At 37.3% G+C, this 20,218-nt stretch carries 21 protein-coding genes and 14 tRNA genes; 3 read left to right on the forward strand and 32 right to left on the reverse strand.

All coding sequences use genetic code 11. The features are described 5' to 3' along the window. Window position 1: 1 nt before the first annotated feature. Window positions 2–439, forward strand: a complete 438-nt coding sequence (locus tag AB1278_RS19800) for a DUF1330 domain-containing protein (protein WP_202843591.1) — start codon at window positions 2–4, stop codon at window positions 437–439. Further along, the gene (locus AB1278_RS19805) at window positions 440–1,324 is read left to right on the forward strand and encodes an alpha/beta fold hydrolase (RefSeq protein ID WP_429816553.1); all 885 of its coding nucleotides are present in this window, start codon (window positions 440–442) and stop codon (window positions 1,322–1,324) included. A gap of 64 nt (window positions 1,325–1,388) precedes the next feature. Here the strand turns inward: AB1278_RS19805 and AB1278_RS19810 are convergent, their stop codons facing one another. From AB1278_RS19810 to AB1278_RS19950, 29 genes are all read right to left on the reverse strand, one after another. Beyond that, window positions 1,389–1,940 carry a 3'-5' exonuclease gene (locus AB1278_RS19810; RefSeq protein WP_343641738.1) on the reverse strand — a complete coding sequence of 184 codons (552 nt, stop codon included), beginning with the start codon at window positions 1,938–1,940 and terminating at the stop codon, window positions 1,389–1,391. Window positions 1,941–2,053: 113 nt separating this feature from the next. Then, complete coding sequence (locus AB1278_RS19815; protein WP_429816556.1) at window positions 2,054–2,278, reverse strand: hypothetical protein; 225 nt, start codon at window positions 2,276–2,278, stop codon at window positions 2,054–2,056. Between the two features lie 29 nt (window positions 2,279–2,307). Further along, window positions 2,308–3,324, reverse strand: coding sequence for an RNA ligase, Rnl2 family (locus AB1278_RS19820; protein WP_429816559.1), 1,017 nt, complete (start codon window positions 3,322–3,324; stop codon window positions 2,308–2,310). A gap of 6 nt (window positions 3,325–3,330) precedes the next feature. Then, window positions 3,331–3,894 carry a DinB family protein gene (locus AB1278_RS19825; RefSeq protein ID WP_429816562.1) on the reverse strand — a complete coding sequence of 188 codons (564 nt, stop codon included), beginning with the start codon at window positions 3,892–3,894 and terminating at the stop codon, window positions 3,331–3,333. Continuing rightward, window positions 3,894–4,265, reverse strand: coding sequence for a cyclic-phosphate processing receiver domain-containing protein (locus AB1278_RS19830; protein WP_120233401.1), 372 nt, complete (start codon window positions 4,263–4,265; stop codon window positions 3,894–3,896). Before AB1278_RS19830 ends, AB1278_RS19825 begins: the two co-directional genes overlap by 1 nt. 58 nt (window positions 4,266–4,323) lie before the next feature. Further along, the gene (locus AB1278_RS19835) at window positions 4,324–4,809 is read right to left on the reverse strand and encodes a ribonuclease H-like YkuK family protein (protein ID WP_062675669.1); all 486 of its coding nucleotides are present in this window, start codon (window positions 4,807–4,809) and stop codon (window positions 4,324–4,326) included. Between the two features lie 125 nt (window positions 4,810–4,934). Further along, window positions 4,935–5,005: transfer RNA gene (locus AB1278_RS19840), tRNA-Trp, on the reverse strand. A 6-nt stretch (window positions 5,006–5,011) separates the two neighbouring features. Continuing rightward, window positions 5,012–5,082: transfer RNA gene (locus tag AB1278_RS19845), tRNA-Gln, on the reverse strand. A gap of 85 nt (window positions 5,083–5,167) precedes the next feature. Then, window positions 5,168–5,240 (reverse strand) — tRNA-Leu (locus tag AB1278_RS19850). A gap of 76 nt (window positions 5,241–5,316) precedes the next feature. After that, window positions 5,317–5,390 (reverse strand) — tRNA-Leu (locus tag AB1278_RS19855). Between the two features lie 359 nt (window positions 5,391–5,749). Further along, window positions 5,750–5,821, reverse strand: a tRNA-Glu gene (locus tag AB1278_RS19860). Window positions 5,822–5,898: 77 nt separating this feature from the next. Further along, a tRNA-Tyr gene (locus tag AB1278_RS19865) sits at window positions 5,899–5,985 on the reverse strand. A gap of 206 nt (window positions 5,986–6,191) precedes the next feature. Next, window positions 6,192–6,273, reverse strand: a tRNA-Cys gene (locus tag AB1278_RS19870). A 217-nt stretch (window positions 6,274–6,490) separates the two neighbouring features. Then, window positions 6,491–6,564: transfer RNA gene (locus AB1278_RS19875), tRNA-Ile, on the reverse strand. A gap of 5 nt (window positions 6,565–6,569) precedes the next feature. After that, a tRNA-Glu gene (locus AB1278_RS19880) sits at window positions 6,570–6,641 on the reverse strand. A 6-nt stretch (window positions 6,642–6,647) separates the two neighbouring features. Further along, window positions 6,648–6,719 (reverse strand) — tRNA-Pro (locus tag AB1278_RS19885). A gap of 67 nt (window positions 6,720–6,786) precedes the next feature. Beyond that, window positions 6,787–6,860: transfer RNA gene (locus AB1278_RS19890), tRNA-Arg, on the reverse strand. An 8-nt stretch (window positions 6,861–6,868) separates the two neighbouring features. Next, window positions 6,869–6,942: transfer RNA gene (locus AB1278_RS19895), tRNA-Lys, on the reverse strand. A 68-nt stretch (window positions 6,943–7,010) separates the two neighbouring features. Next, a tRNA-Arg gene (locus tag AB1278_RS19900) sits at window positions 7,011–7,084 on the reverse strand. Between the two features lie 8 nt (window positions 7,085–7,092). Continuing rightward, window positions 7,093–7,160, reverse strand: a tRNA-His gene (locus AB1278_RS19905). A 575-nt stretch (window positions 7,161–7,735) separates the two neighbouring features. After that, complete coding sequence (locus AB1278_RS19910) at window positions 7,736–7,864, reverse strand: penicillin-binding protein (protein WP_120233400.1); 129 nt, start codon at window positions 7,862–7,864, stop codon at window positions 7,736–7,738. 160 nt (window positions 7,865–8,024) lie between these two features. Continuing rightward, the gene (locus AB1278_RS19915) at window positions 8,025–9,047 is read right to left on the reverse strand and encodes a hypothetical protein (protein WP_429816566.1); all 1,023 of its coding nucleotides are present in this window, start codon (window positions 9,045–9,047) and stop codon (window positions 8,025–8,027) included. After that, window positions 9,040–10,737: an APC family permease gene (locus AB1278_RS19920; protein ID WP_343643235.1), complete on the reverse strand. Its 1,698-nt coding sequence runs from the start codon at window positions 10,735–10,737 to the stop codon at window positions 9,040–9,042. Before AB1278_RS19920 ends, AB1278_RS19915 begins: the two co-directional genes overlap by 8 nt. Then, window positions 10,727–13,105 (reverse strand): hypothetical protein, encoded by a 2,379-nt coding sequence (locus AB1278_RS19925; protein WP_429816569.1) that lies wholly within the window; start codon window positions 13,103–13,105, stop codon window positions 10,727–10,729. Before AB1278_RS19925 ends, AB1278_RS19920 begins: the two co-directional genes overlap by 11 nt. Next, window positions 13,096–13,839 (reverse strand): hypothetical protein, encoded by a 744-nt coding sequence (locus AB1278_RS19930; RefSeq protein ID WP_343643237.1) that lies wholly within the window; start codon window positions 13,837–13,839, stop codon window positions 13,096–13,098. Before AB1278_RS19930 ends, AB1278_RS19925 begins: the two co-directional genes overlap by 10 nt. Beyond that, window positions 13,812–14,945 carry an AAA family ATPase gene (locus tag AB1278_RS19935; protein ID WP_343643238.1) on the reverse strand — a complete coding sequence of 378 codons (1,134 nt, stop codon included), beginning with the start codon at window positions 14,943–14,945 and terminating at the stop codon, window positions 13,812–13,814. The genes AB1278_RS19930 and AB1278_RS19935 overlap by 28 nt, the downstream gene beginning before the upstream one ends. A 12-nt stretch (window positions 14,946–14,957) precedes the next feature. Further along, window positions 14,958–15,539 carry a DUF4919 domain-containing protein gene (locus tag AB1278_RS19940; protein ID WP_343643239.1) on the reverse strand — a complete coding sequence of 194 codons (582 nt, stop codon included), beginning with the start codon at window positions 15,537–15,539 and terminating at the stop codon, window positions 14,958–14,960. After that, window positions 15,526–16,182, reverse strand: a complete 657-nt coding sequence (locus AB1278_RS19945) for a hypothetical protein (protein ID WP_343643240.1) — start codon at window positions 16,180–16,182, stop codon at window positions 15,526–15,528. Before AB1278_RS19945 ends, AB1278_RS19940 begins: the two co-directional genes overlap by 14 nt. Before the next feature lie 242 nt (window positions 16,183–16,424). Further along, entirely contained in the window at window positions 16,425–16,817 is a 393-nt protein-coding gene (locus AB1278_RS19950; RefSeq protein ID WP_343643241.1) for a VOC family protein, read from the reverse strand. A 262-nt stretch (window positions 16,818–17,079) separates the two neighbouring features. Between AB1278_RS19950 and deoD the strand changes: the two genes are divergently transcribed. Further along, complete coding sequence (deoD, locus tag AB1278_RS19955) at window positions 17,080–17,790, forward strand: purine-nucleoside phosphorylase (RefSeq protein WP_343643242.1); 711 nt, start codon at window positions 17,080–17,082, stop codon at window positions 17,788–17,790. 51 nt (window positions 17,791–17,841) lie between these two features. Here the strand turns inward: deoD and AB1278_RS19960 are convergent, their stop codons facing one another. From AB1278_RS19960 to AB1278_RS19970, 3 genes are all read right to left on the reverse strand, one after another. Further along, the gene (locus AB1278_RS19960) at window positions 17,842–18,627 is read right to left on the reverse strand and encodes a TatD family hydrolase (RefSeq protein ID WP_343643243.1); all 786 of its coding nucleotides are present in this window, start codon (window positions 18,625–18,627) and stop codon (window positions 17,842–17,844) included. A 194-nt stretch (window positions 18,628–18,821) separates the two neighbouring features. Then, window positions 18,822–19,472, reverse strand: coding sequence for a hypothetical protein (locus AB1278_RS19965; RefSeq protein ID WP_429816576.1), 651 nt, complete (start codon window positions 19,470–19,472; stop codon window positions 18,822–18,824). Between the two features lie 2 nt (window positions 19,473–19,474). After that, a complete protein-coding gene (locus AB1278_RS19970; protein ID WP_429816579.1) occupies window positions 19,475–20,188 on the reverse strand; it encodes a DUF434 domain-containing protein in 714 nt (237 codons plus the stop codon). Window positions 20,189–20,218: the final 30 nt, after the last annotated feature.

Below are 20,218 nucleotides of genomic sequence, written 5' to 3' on the forward strand. Positions count from 1 at the left end.
GATGTCAAAAAAATATCTATCTCCAACTTTTGAGGCAGGTAAACATCTGTTTACTAAAAATATAGAAGGAGCCATTATTAACCTCAATCTGATCAGATTAAAAAAAGAAGCAGATTATTCAGACTATCCGGATCTGAAGCCCAATGAAAAATCAAGCGGTTTGGATGCCTATCTTACCTATATCAGGGAAACCGAACCTTATTTAAAGGAAAGCGGCGGAGAAATTTTGTTTATTGGAAAAGGAGATCAGTTTCTGATAGGTCCTGAAAGTGAATATTGGGATCTGTGCCTCTTAATCAAACAAAAAAGTGTTAATGATTTTTTCGGTTTCGAAAAAAATGAAGCTTATATGAAAATAATGGGTCACAGAATGGCTGCAGTAGAGGATTCAAGGCTTTTACCATTGGAAGAAATAGTATTAAATACACAAAGGGATTAAATGAAAACAGTCAAAATGAATGAGGTGGAATTATGCTATGAGGTATTGGGTGAGAAAAATCCTGATACCATTGTATTAATTTCCGGATTGGGAAGTCAGATGATCCGTTGGGATCATACATTCTGTGATCTTTTGGTTGAAAAAGGATTCAGGGTTATCCGGTTTGATAACAGAGATTCGGGGAGTTCTGTTTTTAATACAAAAAGGGAAATACCTTCTGATAAAAGCATTGAAGAGATTTTTGCGATGCTCAGTAAAGAAGGGATTCCTTATTCTTTAATGAATATGGCGGATGATGTTATCGGTCTTCTTAATCATTTAAATATTGAAAAAGCTCATATTGCAGGACGTTCCATGGGAGGAATTATTGCACAGCTTTTAGGTTCCTATTATCCTGAAAGAGTTTTATCATTAACCATCATCATGTCAACATCCTTAAATCCTTCCCTTCCCAAGCCTGATCCGGAAGTGATGGCTATGATGAAACAGGTGTCTGCTGATCCTGTTCTTCAGAAAGAAGAGTATCTGAGAGAAAAGATCCATTTTGCAAAGAAAATATCGGGTTCGGGATATGCTTTTGATTCGAATCAGGAAAAAGCTTTGCTTGAAGAGGAACTTATACGTTCCAGAACCAAAAACGGAATTATCCGGCAGCTTTTAGCAATGGGTTCCTTTCAATATAATCCTGAAGTGCTGAAGAAAATAACTGCTCCGGCTTTAATCATTCATGGAACAGAGGATCTGATCTTTCATCCTGATTGCGGAAAAGATATTGCGGATTCTATTCCCAGTGCCGAATGGCTCCTTATTGAAGGAATGGGACATTCTATTCCGAGGGAGCTTTATGTCTTCATCATTGCAAGAATCTTTGATTTAACAAAATAAAAAAAGACTGCCTCATCATTTTGAGGCAGTCTTCATTTTTAAATATCTGTTTCTATTTCAGTATTTAATAATTCTTCAGGCACCAATGCAGAATCTTTGCAATGTTTTTGGCATCGTCTACACCTCTGTGGTGGGTACCTTCTAAAGTCATACCTAATTCGCCCAAAGCTCTGTTCATTCCGACACTTTTCCTGATCGTAGGATGAATTTCACCAAATAATGTCTTCACATTGATATGGTCATCACTCATGGGATAATCTGTGTAGAATCTTCTTGCCTGGTTTTGAAGCATATTCAGATCATAGTTTCCATAGCTTGCCCATGTCAGTTCTTCGGAATCATATTCTGCCCTCAGGATATCGAAAGCATCATCCAGCATAATGCCTTCATGATCCAGCATATTTTGGGTAATAGTAGTCAACTCCGTACAGAACGGACTTACTTTTGAATACAGGGGTTTTATTAAAATTCCTTCATTTTTAGAGATCTTACCCGTTTTTGCATTCATGATGCATACCCCTATTTCGATGATCTCACTTTCCTGACCTCTTGGCGGCCGGTTATCCCAACACGTTGCTTCAAGGTCTACTATTAATATATTTTCTGTCGTTTTCACTTGTTTAAAATTTAATTGTTAAAGATTGGAAGAGGGATTCGGGAAGAGGGAAATTTGAACAGTGTCTTATTTACTTCCAGCCTCCAGCATCAGTCTTCCAGCCTATTTATCATTTACAGAATCTTACTTAAAATTCTGGCTGTATTATAAGCATCGTCTGCTCCGCTGTGATGGGTGCCTTCAAAATCCATATTCAAATAACTTAAAGCTCTTTTAAGGCCTATCTGTTTGTGCAGGTTGAAATGTCTTTTAAATTCATGCATCACATTCATGTAGTTTTCTGAAAAAGGATTGGTTATCCCGAGCCAGTCACATTGTTCTATGATCTTATTATACATAAAAAAGTTTCGGTAAAAAATTACCGAAACTATACTTTGAGAGTCATCAACTCTTCTTTTATAAAATCAATGACTAAAGAATTCAACTTTTTGTTGATTCTTTTCTGCTCTTCTTTTTCAATAGCCATAAAAGCTGCCGGGAAGTCTTTATCAAAGTCTTCTAAAATATCCTGCGCAAAAAGGCCAATCACTTTACCTATCATTTTAGGTTCGAATTCACCGATTTTGCTCACCACATTATTCAATCTGTTGGCAGTAGCATATTGTTGGATTTCCTCCCAGATCTCCTGAGCTTTTTCACTGAAATGAACCTGTTTCTGAACAGTTTTCGCTTGTTTTTTAACCATTTTCGCTTTTTCGGCCCATTTTTCATTCTTATTTTTCAGAATGATTCTTGCACCGTTTCCAAAGTATTTGGTCCTCAAAGTTTTTACAATGGTTCCTTCACACCTATTGTTCTCTAATTCAGGTAGCCCAAGCCATGCCGGAATGTATGAATTGAAAACATTGGGGAATTTCAAAGCTTCCTCAAGACTTCCTTGAAACAAAATTTTTGCATAGAAAAATCCTGTGTCTTCAAAAATTTGATTGACTAATTCTGTATCCAAATAGGTAACTCCATTCAGTTTAATATCGAAAGCGTAAAATTCGTTGTAAGGTGCATATTCAATACCTTTCTGTACTTTCACAGCATCTTTTACGGATTCTACTTCTTTATGCTGGTAACCACCACCGAACAATTCACCGTAGATCACTACAGTTTCAACATCCGGGTGGATGGTTTTTACTTTCTGAAACACTTCTATCACATTATTTCTGTAGCGTTCCAAAACCTGATGGGCATTGAAAAATTTTTCATCTTTTTCGATGAAAGCAGTTCTCTTCGCGATTTTAATTTCCTTTCCGTCGGTAAAGAAAGAGAAATTAGCGCCGTGAACTTTTTCCTGTACGATGAAAATCTCATCCCCAAAACCCTGCATTCTGATCTGTTCGATCACGCGGGCCTGGTAAGCATTTTCTATAGCGTTATATGTTTTGAAAATCATTTTGTTTTAGTTTTTAATCGTTTCTGATTCGTTTTTTTCCATCTGGGTAATGTGTCTTTGGGCATGGAGTGAAAGAAAATAAATATATTCATATACATTAATTTTCCCCAGGTCATTCACTGTCATTGTAGTTTTATACAAAACGCCTTCGCCATTTTTCATTACCTCAAGATAGTGTAAGCATTGAAGAAATTGTTGGCCTATTAAGCTTCGGATTTCATCTAAGCTTAATTCTCCTTTCGGCTCCATATGTTCTGGTCTTATCCATTCAAAAGCACCATATTCACCTACTTTGTCGAAATTTTCTTTATTGAAACTGTAGTTTTTTATTTCAGATTCCAGATCAAGTTCTAAAGAATTCTTCATTGCTTTTTTGGACCCTTTTTCGATAAGGATGAGCAGATAAAAATTCGTAAGATAAATGTGCTCTAAAATCTGCTGAATCGTCCAGCCTCCGTTTGAAGGCTGATGATTCAACGTTTTTTTATCTTTTTGAAACCATCCGTCTACATTATCAAATGTGAGCTTCAGATGTGCTTTTATATCTTCAATAAATCTAAAAATGTCCATTACAATTCTTTAAAGTTTTGCAGCAGGTTTAGGATATTTTCCTTTCCTACCGGATTCATGGAGTGGCAATAGAATTTCGGAAGATCCAGATAATGATCCATACAATATTCTACCAGCCATTTGGCGCAGTCGTATCCTGTTTTCTCAACAAATTCCTGAGAATTCTGTTTCAAATAGTGTTCGTCTGCAAGATCATGGTCAAAAGATATCATTTCCGGGAGTCCTTTTTCCAAGATCCTGTTGACAAACTGTTCGTAATTCCGAACAATGTGCCAGTCGCTTCTGAGGAAAATATCCTGTTGGGTATAATGATAAGCCTCGATCGGATATCTTATATCATCCAGAAATAATAATCTTTTTGTTTTTTCCATTGTTAATTTTTATAAATTCTTTAAACTTCCAGCTCCCAACATCCCTCTTCCATCTTTCTTACACCATCATATCAGCACAATTGGAACTTGCGAAAGCGTAAGGCTTTGCTTTAAACACATATCCCATTCCCAGAATATATCCCATAGCATCTTTTAATGCTACATTGGATTTAAAATCCGGGTCTGTATTAATGTCTGCGTGTACCTCCATTTCCACACCATAAGCATCCAGCACAGAACAGATCGCGTATGCAATTTCAACGGATTTGTTGACTTCATTCAGCATTCGCTCCTTGATACTGATACTCTGTATTTCTCTTTCTTTTCTGATAAAGGTAAACGCTCCTTTTCCCTCACGAATAAACACTACTGCCGTAGCATAGTTGATGGCATCTCCGTATACATGAGAGTCTGATCCCACACATACTTTCAAACGGTGTCCGTTGGCCTGTTCGCGAATGATGGCTTCTTCTACCAGCTGTGTGATAGAGTGCTGGAAAATTTTTCCACTCATATTCTGCCATGTTTGTTGTTGCGTTTCCATTTTTTCTACATGTTTTAAATTTTGTTTTAAATTAATTTGTGAATTGTGAATCGTCAATTAGTTTTCACTGTCAATATTTTTAAATTCATTTGCAAAGCAAAATTCACTATTAACTATTCACTTTGCACTCCGAACCGGACTTGAACCGATACCATCAGTTTTGGAGACTGAGATGCTATCATTACACCATCAGAGTAAATTGTTGATTCATTAGGACTCGAACCTAAACTCCAAGAATCAAAATCTCGTGTGCTGCCATTACACTATGAATCAATTTTATAATTGATAAATGTTGATTGATAATTGATGAAGTGCTCAGCAATCATTGATCATTAATCTCTTATCATTTATGTTTTTGTACGGGAAGAGGGATTCGAACCCTCAAAAGCTTGATCCTAAATCAAGAGTGTCTGCCATTCCACCATTCCCGCAGGTTTTTATAAGTAATGAGTAATATTTTCTATTTTTATTATTACTCATTGCTCATTACTTATTATTCATATCCTGTACCTCTCCCCAGATTCGAACTGGGACTTTACGGGGTTTAAAGCCGTTTTCTCTGCCAATTGGAATAGAGAGGCGTTATTTTTATGAGTAATGAGTAATTGGTAATACTTTCTATTTTCATTATTACTCATTGCTCATTACTTATTACTCATATTATGTCTAGGTTTGAGAAAGCTCTGTCTGTTTATAAATTATGCCTGCTAGTATTTGTAAAGATCTTCTGCTCTCGACAAACCTTTCTCATTTCCTAATGTATTTTGTTTAAAAAAGTAAAAGGCTGTCTGTTTTTATTGACTAAAGATCTTCTGCGCTCGACAGTCCTTTTTTCTCTTTTCTTCTTTTTTGTGTGAATGATAACTGGCCAATTTTTAAAAACAATCTGAACTTTCATGGTATTAAATCAATTCAATATTGACCAGTTATTCACATCCAGTACTCTATAAGGGAATCGAACCCTTGTTTTCTGCTCGAAAGGCAGGCGTCCTCACCGTTAGACGAATAGAGCGTTAATCCACAAACCAGGAATCGAACCTGGACAACAAGAGTACATTTCCTGCATGCTGCCATTACATTATCTGTGGTTGGTGGAAGTAGTAGGATTCGAACCTACTCAGCAATGAAGCAACAGATTTACAGTCTGCCCCGACTCTCCAACTTCGGCGTACTTCCCTGTTTTATGAGCAATTAGTAATTCATAAGTAATTCCTCATTTTTCCTTTTTGAAAAGAAAAGGTCTGTCTTTATATTGAATGTTTGGTTAAAGATCTTCTGCGCTCGACAGCCTTTTTCTTTTATTAATAAAGGATATTCTTTGTTATAGATGATAAAAGATCATTGATAAATGATTCTTTATATCTCCTATAATTTTTACATTGAGATGGCTATGGGATTCAAACCCACTCAGTTGACACAACGGTTTTGCAGACCGCCCCGACTCTTCTACTTCGGCGAACCATCAGATTAAAAAATAAAGTCTGTCTTCATTTATTTGATAAAGAACTTCTGCGCCTGACAAACTTTATTTTACCTAAAAATTTATAAATGATATTCTTTAACTTTTAATTCATCCGGAGAGAAGAAAAGCCTGTCTGTATTTTTCGTGTTTGGCGTAAAGATCTTCTGCTCTCGACAAACTTTTACTTTTTCTCCTGAAACAATTAACAATTAGTTACTGTAATTCCGGAAGGACTCGAACCTTCAACCTCCGGTGTATCAGACCGACACTCTAACCACTTGAGCTACGAAATCATTTGTATTCCATAAGGGGATCGAACCCTTGTCGTCCGGTAGAAAGCCGGATGCACTTGCCACTATGCTAATGGAACAAATTGTCTGGAAAGCAAGATTCGAACTTGCGACCTCCCGCGTCCAAGACGGGTAAACAACCACCGTTATCTTTCCAGCTTTGGGGTTCACTTCTGTTTCTTTTCCGGGAGACAGCCGGATAGGAAATTTTCCATGAACCTTTTGTGATTCCGAGAGGACTCGAACCTCTAACCCTGGGTTTAGAAAACCCATGCTCTGTCCAGTTGAGCTACGGAACCGTTTTTTGTAATCCCAGAAAGATTTGAACTTTCAACCCCCGGTTTAAAAGACCGGTGCTCTAACCGATTGAGCTATGAGATTGTTTTAAAGTCGTGAATAGTCAATAAGCAATTCGCTTCGCTTGTCAATTTTAGAATTCACATTCTTTGTAATCTCAGAAGGATTCGAACCTTCAACCTTCGGTCCCGTAAACCGACGCTCTATCCAATTGAGCCATGAGATTTTCTCCTTTGGGTATCTCCGGGAATCGAACCCTGTTCTCCGGTTCCACAGACCGGCGCTTTACCAAATAAGCTAAAGAAACCATAAAAAAAGCGCCTCTTTTCGGGAGGCGCTTCATATATTTAAACGTAAGAGATCATTAGCTGACCCACGTATATAAGCACCTTTTATCCACAATTTCACTTTCAAGAATACATGCAACACCTGTCGGCTTCTGTCCGAATAGTCTTGAATATTGATTGAATATGTTGTGTAACTGTTTCATTTTATTTTTGTTTGTTTCTAAATTATTTTTAACTGAATCCTGAAAACCTGTTGCTTTCAATTTTCGGTTGCAAAGTAAATATGAATTTTTGGAATCCGCAAATAAATTTTCAAATTAAAATACTGATAATCAATTTGTTATGCACTATTTTTAGCATAGAGAATTTCTGTCCGCAATATTTTGCAGATATCTTAATTACCTAAATGACTGTCTCTCACCGGGTTGCTTATCACTCTATTTTATCGTATTAAAGTTTCATTGTTAATTAAAAATTTTTCATGTTTATGGTTATTTTTTTTCATTCTAAATAATTTCTGACCTAAAAAACAAAAAACGCCTCGGTTTTCCGAGGCGTTTCTGTTGTATTTTGATTAATTTTTTACAAGTTTACAGTAAATAATTTCCAAAGTCAGCACATTTCGCCTCATTCCATATCACCTCATCATATCCGAATAATCCTTTGTTAGAAGGACTTTCGCATAGTTCTGCATTGATATGTGCTCTTTGTATTGTCATAATTTTCTGGTGCAAAGATAAATCTTTTTTGATATTATTTTATAATATTCACAATTTCGGGAAAGTTTTAGATAAGCAAAGGGATGTAAAGGAATCAATTAAAAATTGATTTGATAAAGCTGAATTTTCTTTAATTTTTAAATTCCTGAATCTTTAAAATTTAATTCCTGAACATTTTATTTCTTGCTGTTTTGAATCTCGAAATGTCCTTTAGAATCACGTCATCACCGGGATTAAAATATTTCAGTTCATTGACAATTTCTGAGCGGGTATCTACTTTTTCCGCGATGATTTCATAGGCTATATTTCTGATTGCGGCCTGTAATTCCGGATCTTTTTTGAATTCATACTTCATGGCTTCCAGGTAAGTGATTTTTTTATAATCCGGAGTCTTCTCATACAAATCTTTTATTTCTGATTCCAGCTTTTTAACATCAAAAATATTGGTAAAATAGTTATTCAGACAGTTGAAGGCATCTTTATCCTCTTCCCATCCCTTCAACAATATTTTCTGCGCTTCCTCCGGCTTTTCCATTTTCTTACGGTATACCAAAGAAGCTTTCACCATCTGACTATTTCCTGTATAATCATCTGCAACGATCTGATAATAATAATGGGCATTTTTAAGATCATTTATTTCTTTGTAAAGATCGCCCACTTTTTCTTTCTGCTCCATTTCTTTATAAAGCTCAATAGCTTTTTTATGCTGTTTTGCTTTTTCATAGCAAACCGCAGCATCGGATTTATTATTCAGTTTTTTAAGATATACTACCGCTGCTTCATTATAAAGCCCTCCATTTTCAAGTGTTTTTGCACCTCTGTAATTATCCTGCAGCAGGTTCATATAGACTCTTGCTGCCTTTTTGTAATCTTTTTCGGCAATGTATTTTTCGGCAAGCTCCTCATATTTACTGCGAATCCTGTCGAAAAGTGAATTTTCCAGATAGAAACTGCCGCTTCTGCTTCCTTTTCTTCCTGCGGAATTTCTGTTGTTCTGCTCTTTATCTTTTAAAGAAGTGATCACCAGAAGAATGATGAAAGCAACCACCAGGAAAATGGCTAATGTACCCATCACACTCCAGAAGCTTTCATGGAATAACTGGGCAACAATTCCGACAACCTTAAACATCGCCAGCAGCACGAATGCTGCCATGAATTTGTCTATAAATTTCTGTCTATTCATAATCATCGGATTTTAAAATGGTTTTATCTTCCCTGAAAAGACGATAAAGGAGCAACAGCACACAAATTACCAGAACCCACACAAACCAGTTGTATCCAAACATCTTGACCAGCGGATAAAATAAGTACACAAGCATGGCTAAAAGGATAGCAATTAAAATAACCTTCACCCAGACAGGGACATTATCACCACCCACATTCAAAGATTTATTTTTAAACAGGAAAGAATACAATCCTACTCCCGCAATCATCAGAATCACCATATACAGGATGTCCGAGACAGGAGCCTTTTTTTCCAATGGTGTACCTTCCGTACCTATTGCCTTTACTTTAGCTTTGTCAATGGACGCCGAAGACGGATCCATCATATCTAACGTCCCGTAAAGTTTCCCTAATGAATCAGCCATTAACGCCTTTCTCTTTTTCAGAAGATATTTTACAACATCACCATTCACAGGCTTTCCTTTGGTGTATTGCTTTAAAGAATCTGAAATTTTACGTTTCAGGTTTTCTGTTTTCTGTTCTAAGTGTTTTGTAATTTTTTTGGTGTAAATGATTTTAAGAGAATCTCTGCTCTGTTTTTCTTTATTGACAAGCTTTTCAATATCCTTTCCTATTTCGCCGACCTCTCTGCCGCCAGCTTTTTTATAATTCTCCTTGTCTTTTTTTGTTTTGGATTCTATGATTCCGGCGTGAATAAGTTCCTGGGATAATCCTTTTCTCTCCCGATGATACATAGAATCTATCTTCAGATCAATCTCAGAGGTTCCGGACTGGAAAGCGATCATATCTGAAGGAGCTCTTACCGCATTGTTTTCAATAGTTCCTGATGAAGGACCTGTTTCTTCCTGTACTGAATCACTTTTATCAGAGGGCAAGGCAACCCTTAACACGATCGCTGCAATAATGAGTGCCCAGAATACCCTGCGGAAATTTTTTGTTCCTGCACTTTCATTTTTTCCATTGGCGCCCCGACCAAATAATACTTCCAGCCATGTAAATTTAGCAAAACCATCTCCCCGGGAAGTTCCCATAACATCAAGAGAAACGCCTAGTTCTACTGCGCGTTCGGGATACTTTTCAATATACTGTAAATATTTTTCTATTTCTTTTTTGTTCCCTGCCATTACTTTTTTAAGGTCAAACGGCAGATTGTTCATCCATTCTTCTTCGGTTTGTTTGGGCTGTAATGTTTCCATAACCTGTTCATCATCCACTTCAACCGTATAGCTTTCTATTTTTTGAGGAATTGAAACACCATTCAATGGTTTTCTAATGGTTTCTTTGATCATTTCCGGTTGTTGAATCAGAGAAAGCCAATCAATTTCTTCAGACAGTTTTACCAGTCCGAATTCAGGATGCATAATCAGAAAACGGGAATCAAGCTGAGCCCAGTCTTCGGTGTTTATTTTAGGATAAAAGATGGTATTTTCCGGGAGGAAAAGTCTGTCGTCCACACTTTGAAAGTACGCGTTTCTGCCTATTTCCTGTGGAGCATGATCTTTAAAAACAAGAAAACACCCATACAGCACATTGGGACGATCAGCCGGAATCGCAAAAGACTGTACCTGATTTAAATGAATTCCCAGCGTTTCCATTTCCTGAAGCCACACCACAGGCGAAGAGCCTCTGATCAAAAGTCCTTTTTTAGGATAGCTGTTTTTCGGGAAAGGTTTTATTCTAAGCTCCATAATCCACAATCTGTTCTATAAACGGTTTTAAAAACCTGTCACACATATCATCCATTGTTCTTACTTTCAACAGGGCATGTTCCGGAAGATAATATTCTGATCCTCCAAATTCTGTATAGGTAGCCAGCGAGAGAAATCCTCCCAATGTAGAAGGAATGAAGAATTCTTCAATACTCTTGTTACTGCTTCGGAAAGTCAGCATTCCCCGTGAATCGGTAATAATTTCGCTTCCATCAGGAAATGTAAATTTATTTTTATTCTGCTCTGCAAAGATTCTGATGTCATATTTATTTTTGGAAAAGTTCAGTGTATTTTCAGAAGCACTGTATAATTCATTTCCGGAAACGACCAGATTTTCATGCTGATTAATTCCGATTTTATTGAAATTATTGATGATCTTCAATCCGCTTCCTTTAAGCTTGGCGACTTCGGCTTCGGCTTTTATATTATTTTTTTCAAATTCTTTCTCCTTTCCGGTAATAGGTTCTACGGAAATATTTCCATCAATATTAATTTTGTAATGGGTAACATTATCAGGATGATGGAGATAAAAATTCCGTCCGAAATAAATCAGCTGAAAATATTCCGGAATATTCATTCCTGTAAGGTTTTGGTCGGAATACTCTCCTGTATTAAGATTTAACTTTGAAATCAGTTTCTGATCAGACTGATACTGACATAAAATAAAGTGCTGCTGCCTGTTTTTTGACAAGGCAAACTGTCCTTTGGGTTTTATGGAAATTTTATCAAACAACACTTCACAGCCATGATGGGTTTTATAATAATCATAGGAATGTCTGTCATAATAGTTATCGGAAAGATAAGTCTTCAGCAATTGTTTTTTTGAACTCAGAATGAAAAACTCTCCGTCATATAGAAACTTAGCAATTTTATTAACGGGTGTCGGGAACAAGATCGGATAGTTTTGCGGAAGATCTGTTTTCTTTCCGTTAAAGTTTTGAACGGATTGTTTTTGCTGCGGTGGATTGGCCCACAGTTCCTGCAATGGAAGTTTTATTTTCTGGATATGCTTTCTTGCTCCTTTGTGATGTTTGTAAAAATTGATTTCACCATCTGAGGCTGTCGTTACCAAAAACTTCAGCAGGTCCCTGTTCTGATGTACAACCCGCTGAATCTTCTCATCAGCCATGTTATCCTGATGGGTAATGAAAAAAACTTCAATATCCTTTTCTGAGTGATTTTCATTAAAAAACTTCTCCAGTGCTTCTGAAACTTCCAGAACAGCACTTACCTGATTAAGATTTTCCACTACTTCTTCCACTTTGTTCAGCGCAATGGGAGTAGCAGCCTGTCCTAAAGCGAAGATTTTACATTCAGAATGGGCTTTTGGGTGTTTGACAACCGCTATTGCCGAGGCATAAGCTAATACTTTTGGAGTTCCCCAGTTTCTGAGAGAAGTGTCAATAAGGATAATTCTTTCAAAAATATTTTCTTCAGGCGGAATTTCTCTTTGCATATACAATGCCTCGTTATTCGCAACACGATTCATAAAGACATCATCTTCGTTGGCAAATTCGGAAAGAAGCATCCGGTGGAAATCACCTTTGTTGGTCATGTCAGAAATTCCTCCGATAGGCTGTTCACCGGGAGAAAGATGGCGCATGGGAATTTTCAGCCCGCTCCATATTCTTTTGATCAGGCTTCCTATCTGAAAGGTCTTTGGCTCATCAGTTAATTCTTTGATAAAGTCTTTATCCGTATCTGCTGTTGTTTCTTCTTCTACTACCTCATCATCCAGTTCCGGCTCATCAACCAGTCCTTTCATGGCATCAATGATAGACTGTACTGTAGGAAATTTTTCATTCAGATTCAAAGCACTCAGATCTTTGTTTAAAGCTATTGAACCTTCGTCTTGTTTTTCTGCACTGATCTCTAGTTCCTGCGGTCGTTTATAATAGATCTTTAAATAAATATCCGCATGAAGAGAGGCCACCCTGTTATGGCTATTGCTGAACAAAGTCTGGAGCAATACAATTCTGTTCTGTTTCTGCTTATAAACTTTGGGAAGTGATTTTATTTTTTCAAGGAATTCAATTTGCTTTTCCGCGTTGAACTCAAAATCTTCTCCGCTATAAAACTCAGCTGTACGTCTTAACGGGCCTGCAAAGTCCGTATATCCATCCTGCATCGCATACAAAACCATAAGCAATGCCCCGAACGCAGGCCATCCCTGCGGCTGAAGCTCTTTCAGTATCTCCATTAGATAAGGCCTGTAAGCTATGGCTCCTACTCCGGGAATGGAGAGGAGATTGTTTTCATGATAACCGGAATCACCGGGAACATCTTCATCAGTTTTCCATTCCCAAAAATAATTTTCATAGGACTGGAAATAAGCCTTTAATTCCATTCTCTTGATTTTTCAGTAAGGCGGAATGAGCTTAGGGACAGCGGACGGAAATCTGTATCCTGTATGAAGAGATCATTTCCATTTTCGTCCCACAGCAGCCATCCTTCCTGTTCTTCATTATATTTCTGCTGTAACAGCATACTCAAATTTTTAAATTCAAAATCCAGACCTGCAGGTAATAAATGTCTGTCCTTTGTCCAGTAGGTCTTTCCGGGAAAGCTCAATAATGGAGTTCCTATAAACAGGGCTTTATCCCCCATAACGGTCCATTTTATTTTTTCAAGCTTAAACTTCGGTAACGCAGCGATACTGTCTTTAATATCGGCGATGTTGCTCAGCAAAGCGATAACCGGATGTTCTTCATTGCTTTCTTTTAGTTGTATCCGAACCTGTTCATAAATCCCAAAATAGTTTTGGTTTGAAGGTGGAAAACTAAGCTGCAATGCTTTGTCTATCGGAATCCAGAGCAAAGCTGTCCGCATTTTTTTGCTTGGAACCAAAGCATCTTTTCTGAATAAAAGCCCATCACGAAGTTCATACAGAATAAAGTCCGGCAATTGTTGTATTTCCGGAGCTGCCGTCTGTTCCTCGGTAAAGCCTTTCAGCCAGACCGTATCGTCATCGATGGCCATCTGAATATTTTTCCAGTCTCTGATCGAGCCCAGAAAATCTTCATCTGCCCGGGGAATTTCTGCCCGGAATTCTTTTAAACGCTTTGAAGAATCTTCTGCCATAAGCTTTCAATTTCCTGCTGAATATATTGTTTCTGTTCCGGATTTCTGATCCAGTCGCAACGGGTCTGCAGATATCTCAATTTATCTTTAATCACATTTTGCTCTTCAAAGCTCAGCATTCCGCCATCCCATTTCTCCACCAGAATTTTTACGTCTTTCATGACTTCTTCAGGGTTGGGAGTTTTGTTCTGCATAGCCTGAGGATGAGAATCCGGATGATTATCTTTCTCAATCGTTCTGTTGATAATTCCTTCCAGAATTTCAATCTGTTCTTCTGTATCCCAGATATGTTTCAAAACCCATAGATCGGAAAGTACAGCTTCTTTTCTTCCGCAGATCAGTGCACTTGCAGCAATCAGATTCTGAAGTTTCACCGCTCTACGGTCGGAAATGGCAATACCTGTATTTCTAAGGTTCATAATGGTATTCAGATAGACTTCATAGATGGGTTTCAGATCTATTGTTTTGCACAGCTTCTGAAGTTGTCTGATCTCATCAGCATGAATTTCCGGAATTTCCGTTTCTTCTTCATTTTCCAGCTTTCTCCCTGCCAGAAGAACTTGCTGCAAAAGTTCAGGATTCACATAGTCTACACTGATTCTTACCAGAAAACGGTCAAATAATGCATTCAATGCTTCATCTTCCGGAAGAACGTTACTTGCTCCCACAAACATCAGTGCAGGTAAGTGCTTTGTTTCTTTTCCTCTTTTAAAAATCTTCTCATTGAGTGCCATCAAAAGGGAGTTCAGAATAGCAGAATTGGCATTGAAGATCTCATCCAGGAAAACCATGGAAGCCTCGGGCATCATTCCTTCCGTATTGGTAAGAAGTTCCCCTTCTTTCAGTTTTCTGATATCAAAAGGTCCGAAAATCTCGTTGGGTTCTGTAAAACGGGTTAATAAATATTCAAAGTTTTTCCCGTCTTTCACGGTTTTTGCCAGGGTTCTGACAATGGCTGATTTTGCAGTACCCGGAGGACCGTATAAAAAGGCATTTTCTCTTGCTAAAAGGCAGATCCCCAACAGATCTACGACATCATTTTTGCCTACAAAAGTTTCTTTTACGTAGTTTAGAACTGTATTAAGCTGATTTATATTCTGGTTCATTGACTTAAAAAATTAAAATTTCCACCATTTTTTCTTTTGGGGTTTCTGTTCTTCTTTGCTTTCTGCCTGTTCATTTCTTTTGCTGAATGAAAAGGCCATTCTCTGATAAGGATCTTTGATATCAAAGTACAATTGAGATCCATCATCAAGAGTAAGTGCATCCATGATCTTATTTCCATCCCTGACCAGACTTTGTGAAACATCCTGTTTATTGAAATGATGTCTGATCAGATCTCTTTCATCGGAAATTCTTGTAATAATATAGGGTGAATCCCTGGTTCCATCTCCTGTTTTTTCAAGGCATTCAAAAATAAGCTGTGCTATTGTCATTTCAATACTTCGTCCTTTATCTTCGCCCAGTTCTTTGTACGCAAAATATTTATAAATATGGGCTCTCGGACTCAGCAAAATATTGACGTTTACATATTGTATAACCTCTTCAAACTTTCCTTCATTGAGTAGATCCTGCATGTTTTCAATATCTTCCGAATAGGGATCATATTCAGGATCATTGATTACTAACTCACGGCATTTCAGGAACGTTTCTTTGGTGGGGTCCGCTAAAAATTCAAATACTTTCTCATACGTTTTCATTATTATCTTCGGTTATAGTTTTTAGTTCTCGCCAGAATGTGTCTTTGTGCATTCCAAATTCGGCAATCAGTTGTTTATTGATAAACGGAATTTCTGCCAGTTTATCATCTTTTTTTTCAACAATTCTTTCCAGATAGAGCTTTCTGTAGGTACTGTCTTTCAGTTCTTCAGGCCAATTTACGTTTTTCAGATCAAGATCATATCCTATTCCGGAATAGTGAAACTGTGTCAGAATATTTTTCAGCATAGGGATTAAAGCATCTTCGGGATCCACAGTATGTAAAGCAGTCATTACCTGTGGCAAAAATCTGAGTGACATATCTGCGGATAAGATAGAAGGAATATCCCGTGTTCCTTTGAATCCGGGAATAAGATTTTCAATATCCTTTTCTGTATTTTCTCTGATGAGATAAAGCTGTGCGCTGTAATAGAGAACCTTGGCGGCCCATACGGCTGTCTGTTTGTTACAGATTAAACGGTCTGATAAAAATTCAAGTCTTTCTTTTTCGAATTCTGTTTCAAAATAATCTCCTGCTTCCGCCTCTTCCTGAGGGGAGATTTGCTGTAAGCTTGAAAAAAGAGTAATACATTCTTCCTTACGAAGCAAAAAGATCGTGTCTAAAAACGGTGACTTGGTTTCCATGATCTAACAAAAATAAAATTATTTCGGTGAGAATAAAACTTTTGTGAGGAAGATTCTTGTTAAATATGGAATTAAAGTGTTGGAAAACGCAAAGATGCAAAGGTTATAAGCATTATGCCGTTTTTAAGGTGCAAGAAAATCTTACAATCTAAACCTTATAGGTTTTAAAAACCTATAAGGTTTGAAATTACGTATTCATTACTACTAAAGATTGCTTCGGCGCTAAAGCTCCTCGCAATGACTTACTGTGATACAATTTCAATGATATTATTTTCCGGATCAAGGATCACGCTTTCGTAATATCCGTCTCCAGTGGTACGTGGTTCTCCGGCAACGGTGTATCCGTCTTTTCTCAGCATTTCTGTAAGCTCGTCTACTTTATCTTTGCTACCAACAGAAAATGCAAGATGGATAATCCCATACTGTTGAGATTCGTAAGAGTTTTCAGTTTCTCTGATATCCGGTCTGGTCATAATTTCAAGGCGACAGCCGTTCTCAAAACTTAAAAAATAGGATTGAAAATTTTTAACAGGATTGTGATACTTTTCATTGGAAACGGCTCCGAAATATTTCTGATAAAACGCTCTGGATATTTCCAGATCTTTCACCCAAACAGCGATATGTTCAATTGTCATAGTTTCAATTTTTACGGTTTGACTGTTGCAAAAGTAGCCGCTGGCCTTTAACGATACCCGCTCCACATTATTCTTTTATTGTTCTGTATTTACCAGGTGACATTTTGAATTATACAAAAGACTTTAATTAAAATCTTATTTAAAGCATTTATTGATAAGATCTTATACTGTCTGTAAATGAGAGAAGGCTTCATTGTTTCCATTTTCGTAATGGCTGAAACAAACTAAAAGTTATTATCTTTGTCCCATTCAAAATAACATTATGAGTATTCACATCAGTGCAAAAAAAGGAGAAATTGCCAAAGTAGTATTGCAGCCGGGGGATCCGCTTCGTGCACAGTATATTGCTGAAAATTATTTAGAAAATGCTAAACTGGTAAGCAAAACCAGAGGAATTTTTTATTATACAGGTCTTTATAAAGGGAAGGAAATCACTGTAGGAGCAAGTGGAATGGGTTTTCCAAGTATCGGAATCTATTCTTTTGAACTGTTCACAGAGTATGAAGTAGACACGATCATTAGAATCGGGACTTGTGGTGCTTACAATACAGATCTTCAACTTTTTGATATTTTAAATATTGACAAAGCTGCCAGCGAAAGTACGTACGCCAAATATGCATGGGGAATTGAAGATGAAATCCTTTCTCACCAGGGGAATATCTTTAATACCATCAACGAAACGGCTAAAGATTTATCATTGAATGCTAAAGCCATCAATATCCACAGTAGTGATATTTTCTACAGAAAAGATCCTGCTACTCCTGAAATTGCTACCAAATATAACTGCCCTGCAGTAGAAATGGAAGCTTTCGGTTTGTTTGCCAATGCTCAGTACTTAGGAAAAAATGCTGCGACTATTCTTACGGTAACGGATATTATTCCTACCCACGAAAAAATCTCTGCTGATGAAAGAGAAACAGCTTTGAATCCAATGATGGAGCTGGCTTTGGAATCGGCGATAAAGAGTTTATAAGAGCCAATACATTATAAGAAAAGAGCTTTACTTCATCAGTAGAGCTCTTTTTTATAGTCTGAAAAAATTTCTGGCCGTTTCTGTGATCTCGTCTGCGACTTCGGAAATGCTGATCTTCTTCAGGTGGGCAATCGTTTGTGCTACATAAGGTAAAAACGAAGGTTCATTTCTTCTGTTCTGCATTCCGGGCATATTTTTCGGAAGCATAAAGGGAGCATCGGTTTCAATCATCATTCTATCAAGAGGTACATATTTTATGACGTCTTCCAGATGTTTAAATCTTTTGTCATCACTTATGGCTCCGGTAAATCCTAAATAAAATCCTTTATCCAGATATGTTTTTGCTTCCTCCAATGTTCCGGTAAAGCAATGTACAACGGCTTCGGGTAATCGGGTAAGGTATTCATCCGTGATGTCATTAAACTTTTTAAATGCAGCTCTTTCATGAAGGAAAAGTGGTTTATTAACTTCTATCGCAAGCTCCAGCTGTGCTTTATAACATTTTTCCTGGATCGTTCTCGGAGAGAAATCACGGTCAAAATCCAGCCCGCATTCGCCTACTGAAACCACATGATCCTGCTTTAATAGTTTTCTGAGCTCATCAATACTTTGTCCATTAAAAGATTTGGCATCATGGGGATGAATTCCGGCTGTTGAAAATAAAATTTCGGGATATTCTTCGGCAATTTCAGAAGATTCTTTACTTCCTCTTACGCTGGTTCCGGTGAGAATCATATGCTCAACTCCGTGATCCAAGGCACGGTTGATAATTTCTTCGTGTTCATTATAGAACTGTTTATTGGTCAGATTAATGCCAATATCAATGTACATATTCATTTGTTTTTACTTTTTTATACCCGGTTGATTTTTTTGATCCGAGTGATTTATTTTGCAAAAATAGAGATCTGCTGCGCAGTGTTTTTACGCAGTAAAAAGAATAGAAAAAGATAAAGGATAGATATATGCTTCTTAATCGTCTGAAAGACTTTACTTCCCACAGATTTCGCAGATGACACAGATACCTGTTGTATTTATTCGTTGATAAATTTTTCAAGAAAGCCGATCAGCTTTGTTCCGCCGTGGCTCCAGCGGATTCCGTGGCCTTCTTTTTCCCGGACTTCAAAGACCAGCTCATGTTTGTAATGAAAAAAAACATTCCACCAGGTTTTATTGTCAAGAATTTCACGGATTTTTGCCATGACCTTCTCCTGTTTCTGTTGATTGTTTCCTTTTATTTCGCCCCAGAAATCGTCATCCATTCTTCCAATGTGTTTTTCCCAGGCTCTTTGTGCAATGGTAATTTCGTTATTGAAAGGTTCCAGACAGGCATTAATCAGCATGTTTTTCAACGGTGGAATACCATTTTCATCGCGGATGCTTGCAGAGGTTAATCTTTGTCCTAAAACATTCAGCCAATGTTCAAAAGGAATAGCTTCCATCGATGCGGCTTTTACCTCATCTGAACCATTACTTTCAAGAATAGCAATAAATTTTCCAAAGCTTTCCTGCCTGTCAATGATTATTTCTTCATTAAAATAAGGCAGCTGCCATTCTAAAGTATTCTGCTTAAATCCATGAATATTTTCCTCCAGAGTTTCCAGGTGTTCTTCTGCTAAAAGAGCTTTGTATTTACTTTTCCATACTTCTGAAAACAGTGGAATATAAGGTTCAAATATAGTCATACTTACTTTGTTTTGATAAGATTAACAGAAAGATTTTCTTCACTGATCAAATAACCGATAAGATTGAACCATTCTTTGCAGTGATCGAGAATCCAGGCATCTGAGGAAATAACGATGGCTGAACTTTCCGCCAGAAATTTATCAGGATTAAACTGAAGATCAGCTTCCCAGTTGAGTTGATTCTGCCCGGCATATTCAAGAACAAGTTGCTTGATTCTTCCACTGTTGGAAACCGGTTGATCAAAAATCCATACAAGTTTCTGAATATGATTTTTCCTGTAAAAAGAAGCAATCAATTCAACTGCTCTTAAGGTTTGATTAACTCTTTTATAAGTTCCATGCACGCCTGAAAGGTCACGGATACAGCCATCCAATCCTTCAAAAACATAAGCTTCAGAAAGCAGACTTTCCAATAAAATAATAACATTGAAACCATCAAGATATATTGTTTTCTCTTTTAAATCTGAAATATCAACATGCTTCAACTGTCTGTTGTGAAGCTGTGCATCAGATGCCGACATTCCTCTCAAAGCTTGTATCTGACGGGTTTTCAGACGGTACCTGTTACCGACGAGATCCGAAGCCGCTTTTTCCGGGTAATCTCTGCTCAGCAGGTACTGCATGTCTTCAACGGCCAGTTTCAGCTTACTGATCTGTTTCTCTGAACCGAATAAAGTATCATCGCCGGTATTTTTTCCACGGTTTCTGTTATTCATGTTCAAAAATAAAGTTTTTGGTGGATGTTA

Source organism: Chryseobacterium sp. NRRL B-14798, from assembly GCF_050470705.1.
Lineage (GTDB): Bacteria > Bacteroidota > Bacteroidia > Flavobacteriales > Weeksellaceae > Chryseobacterium > Chryseobacterium cupriresistens.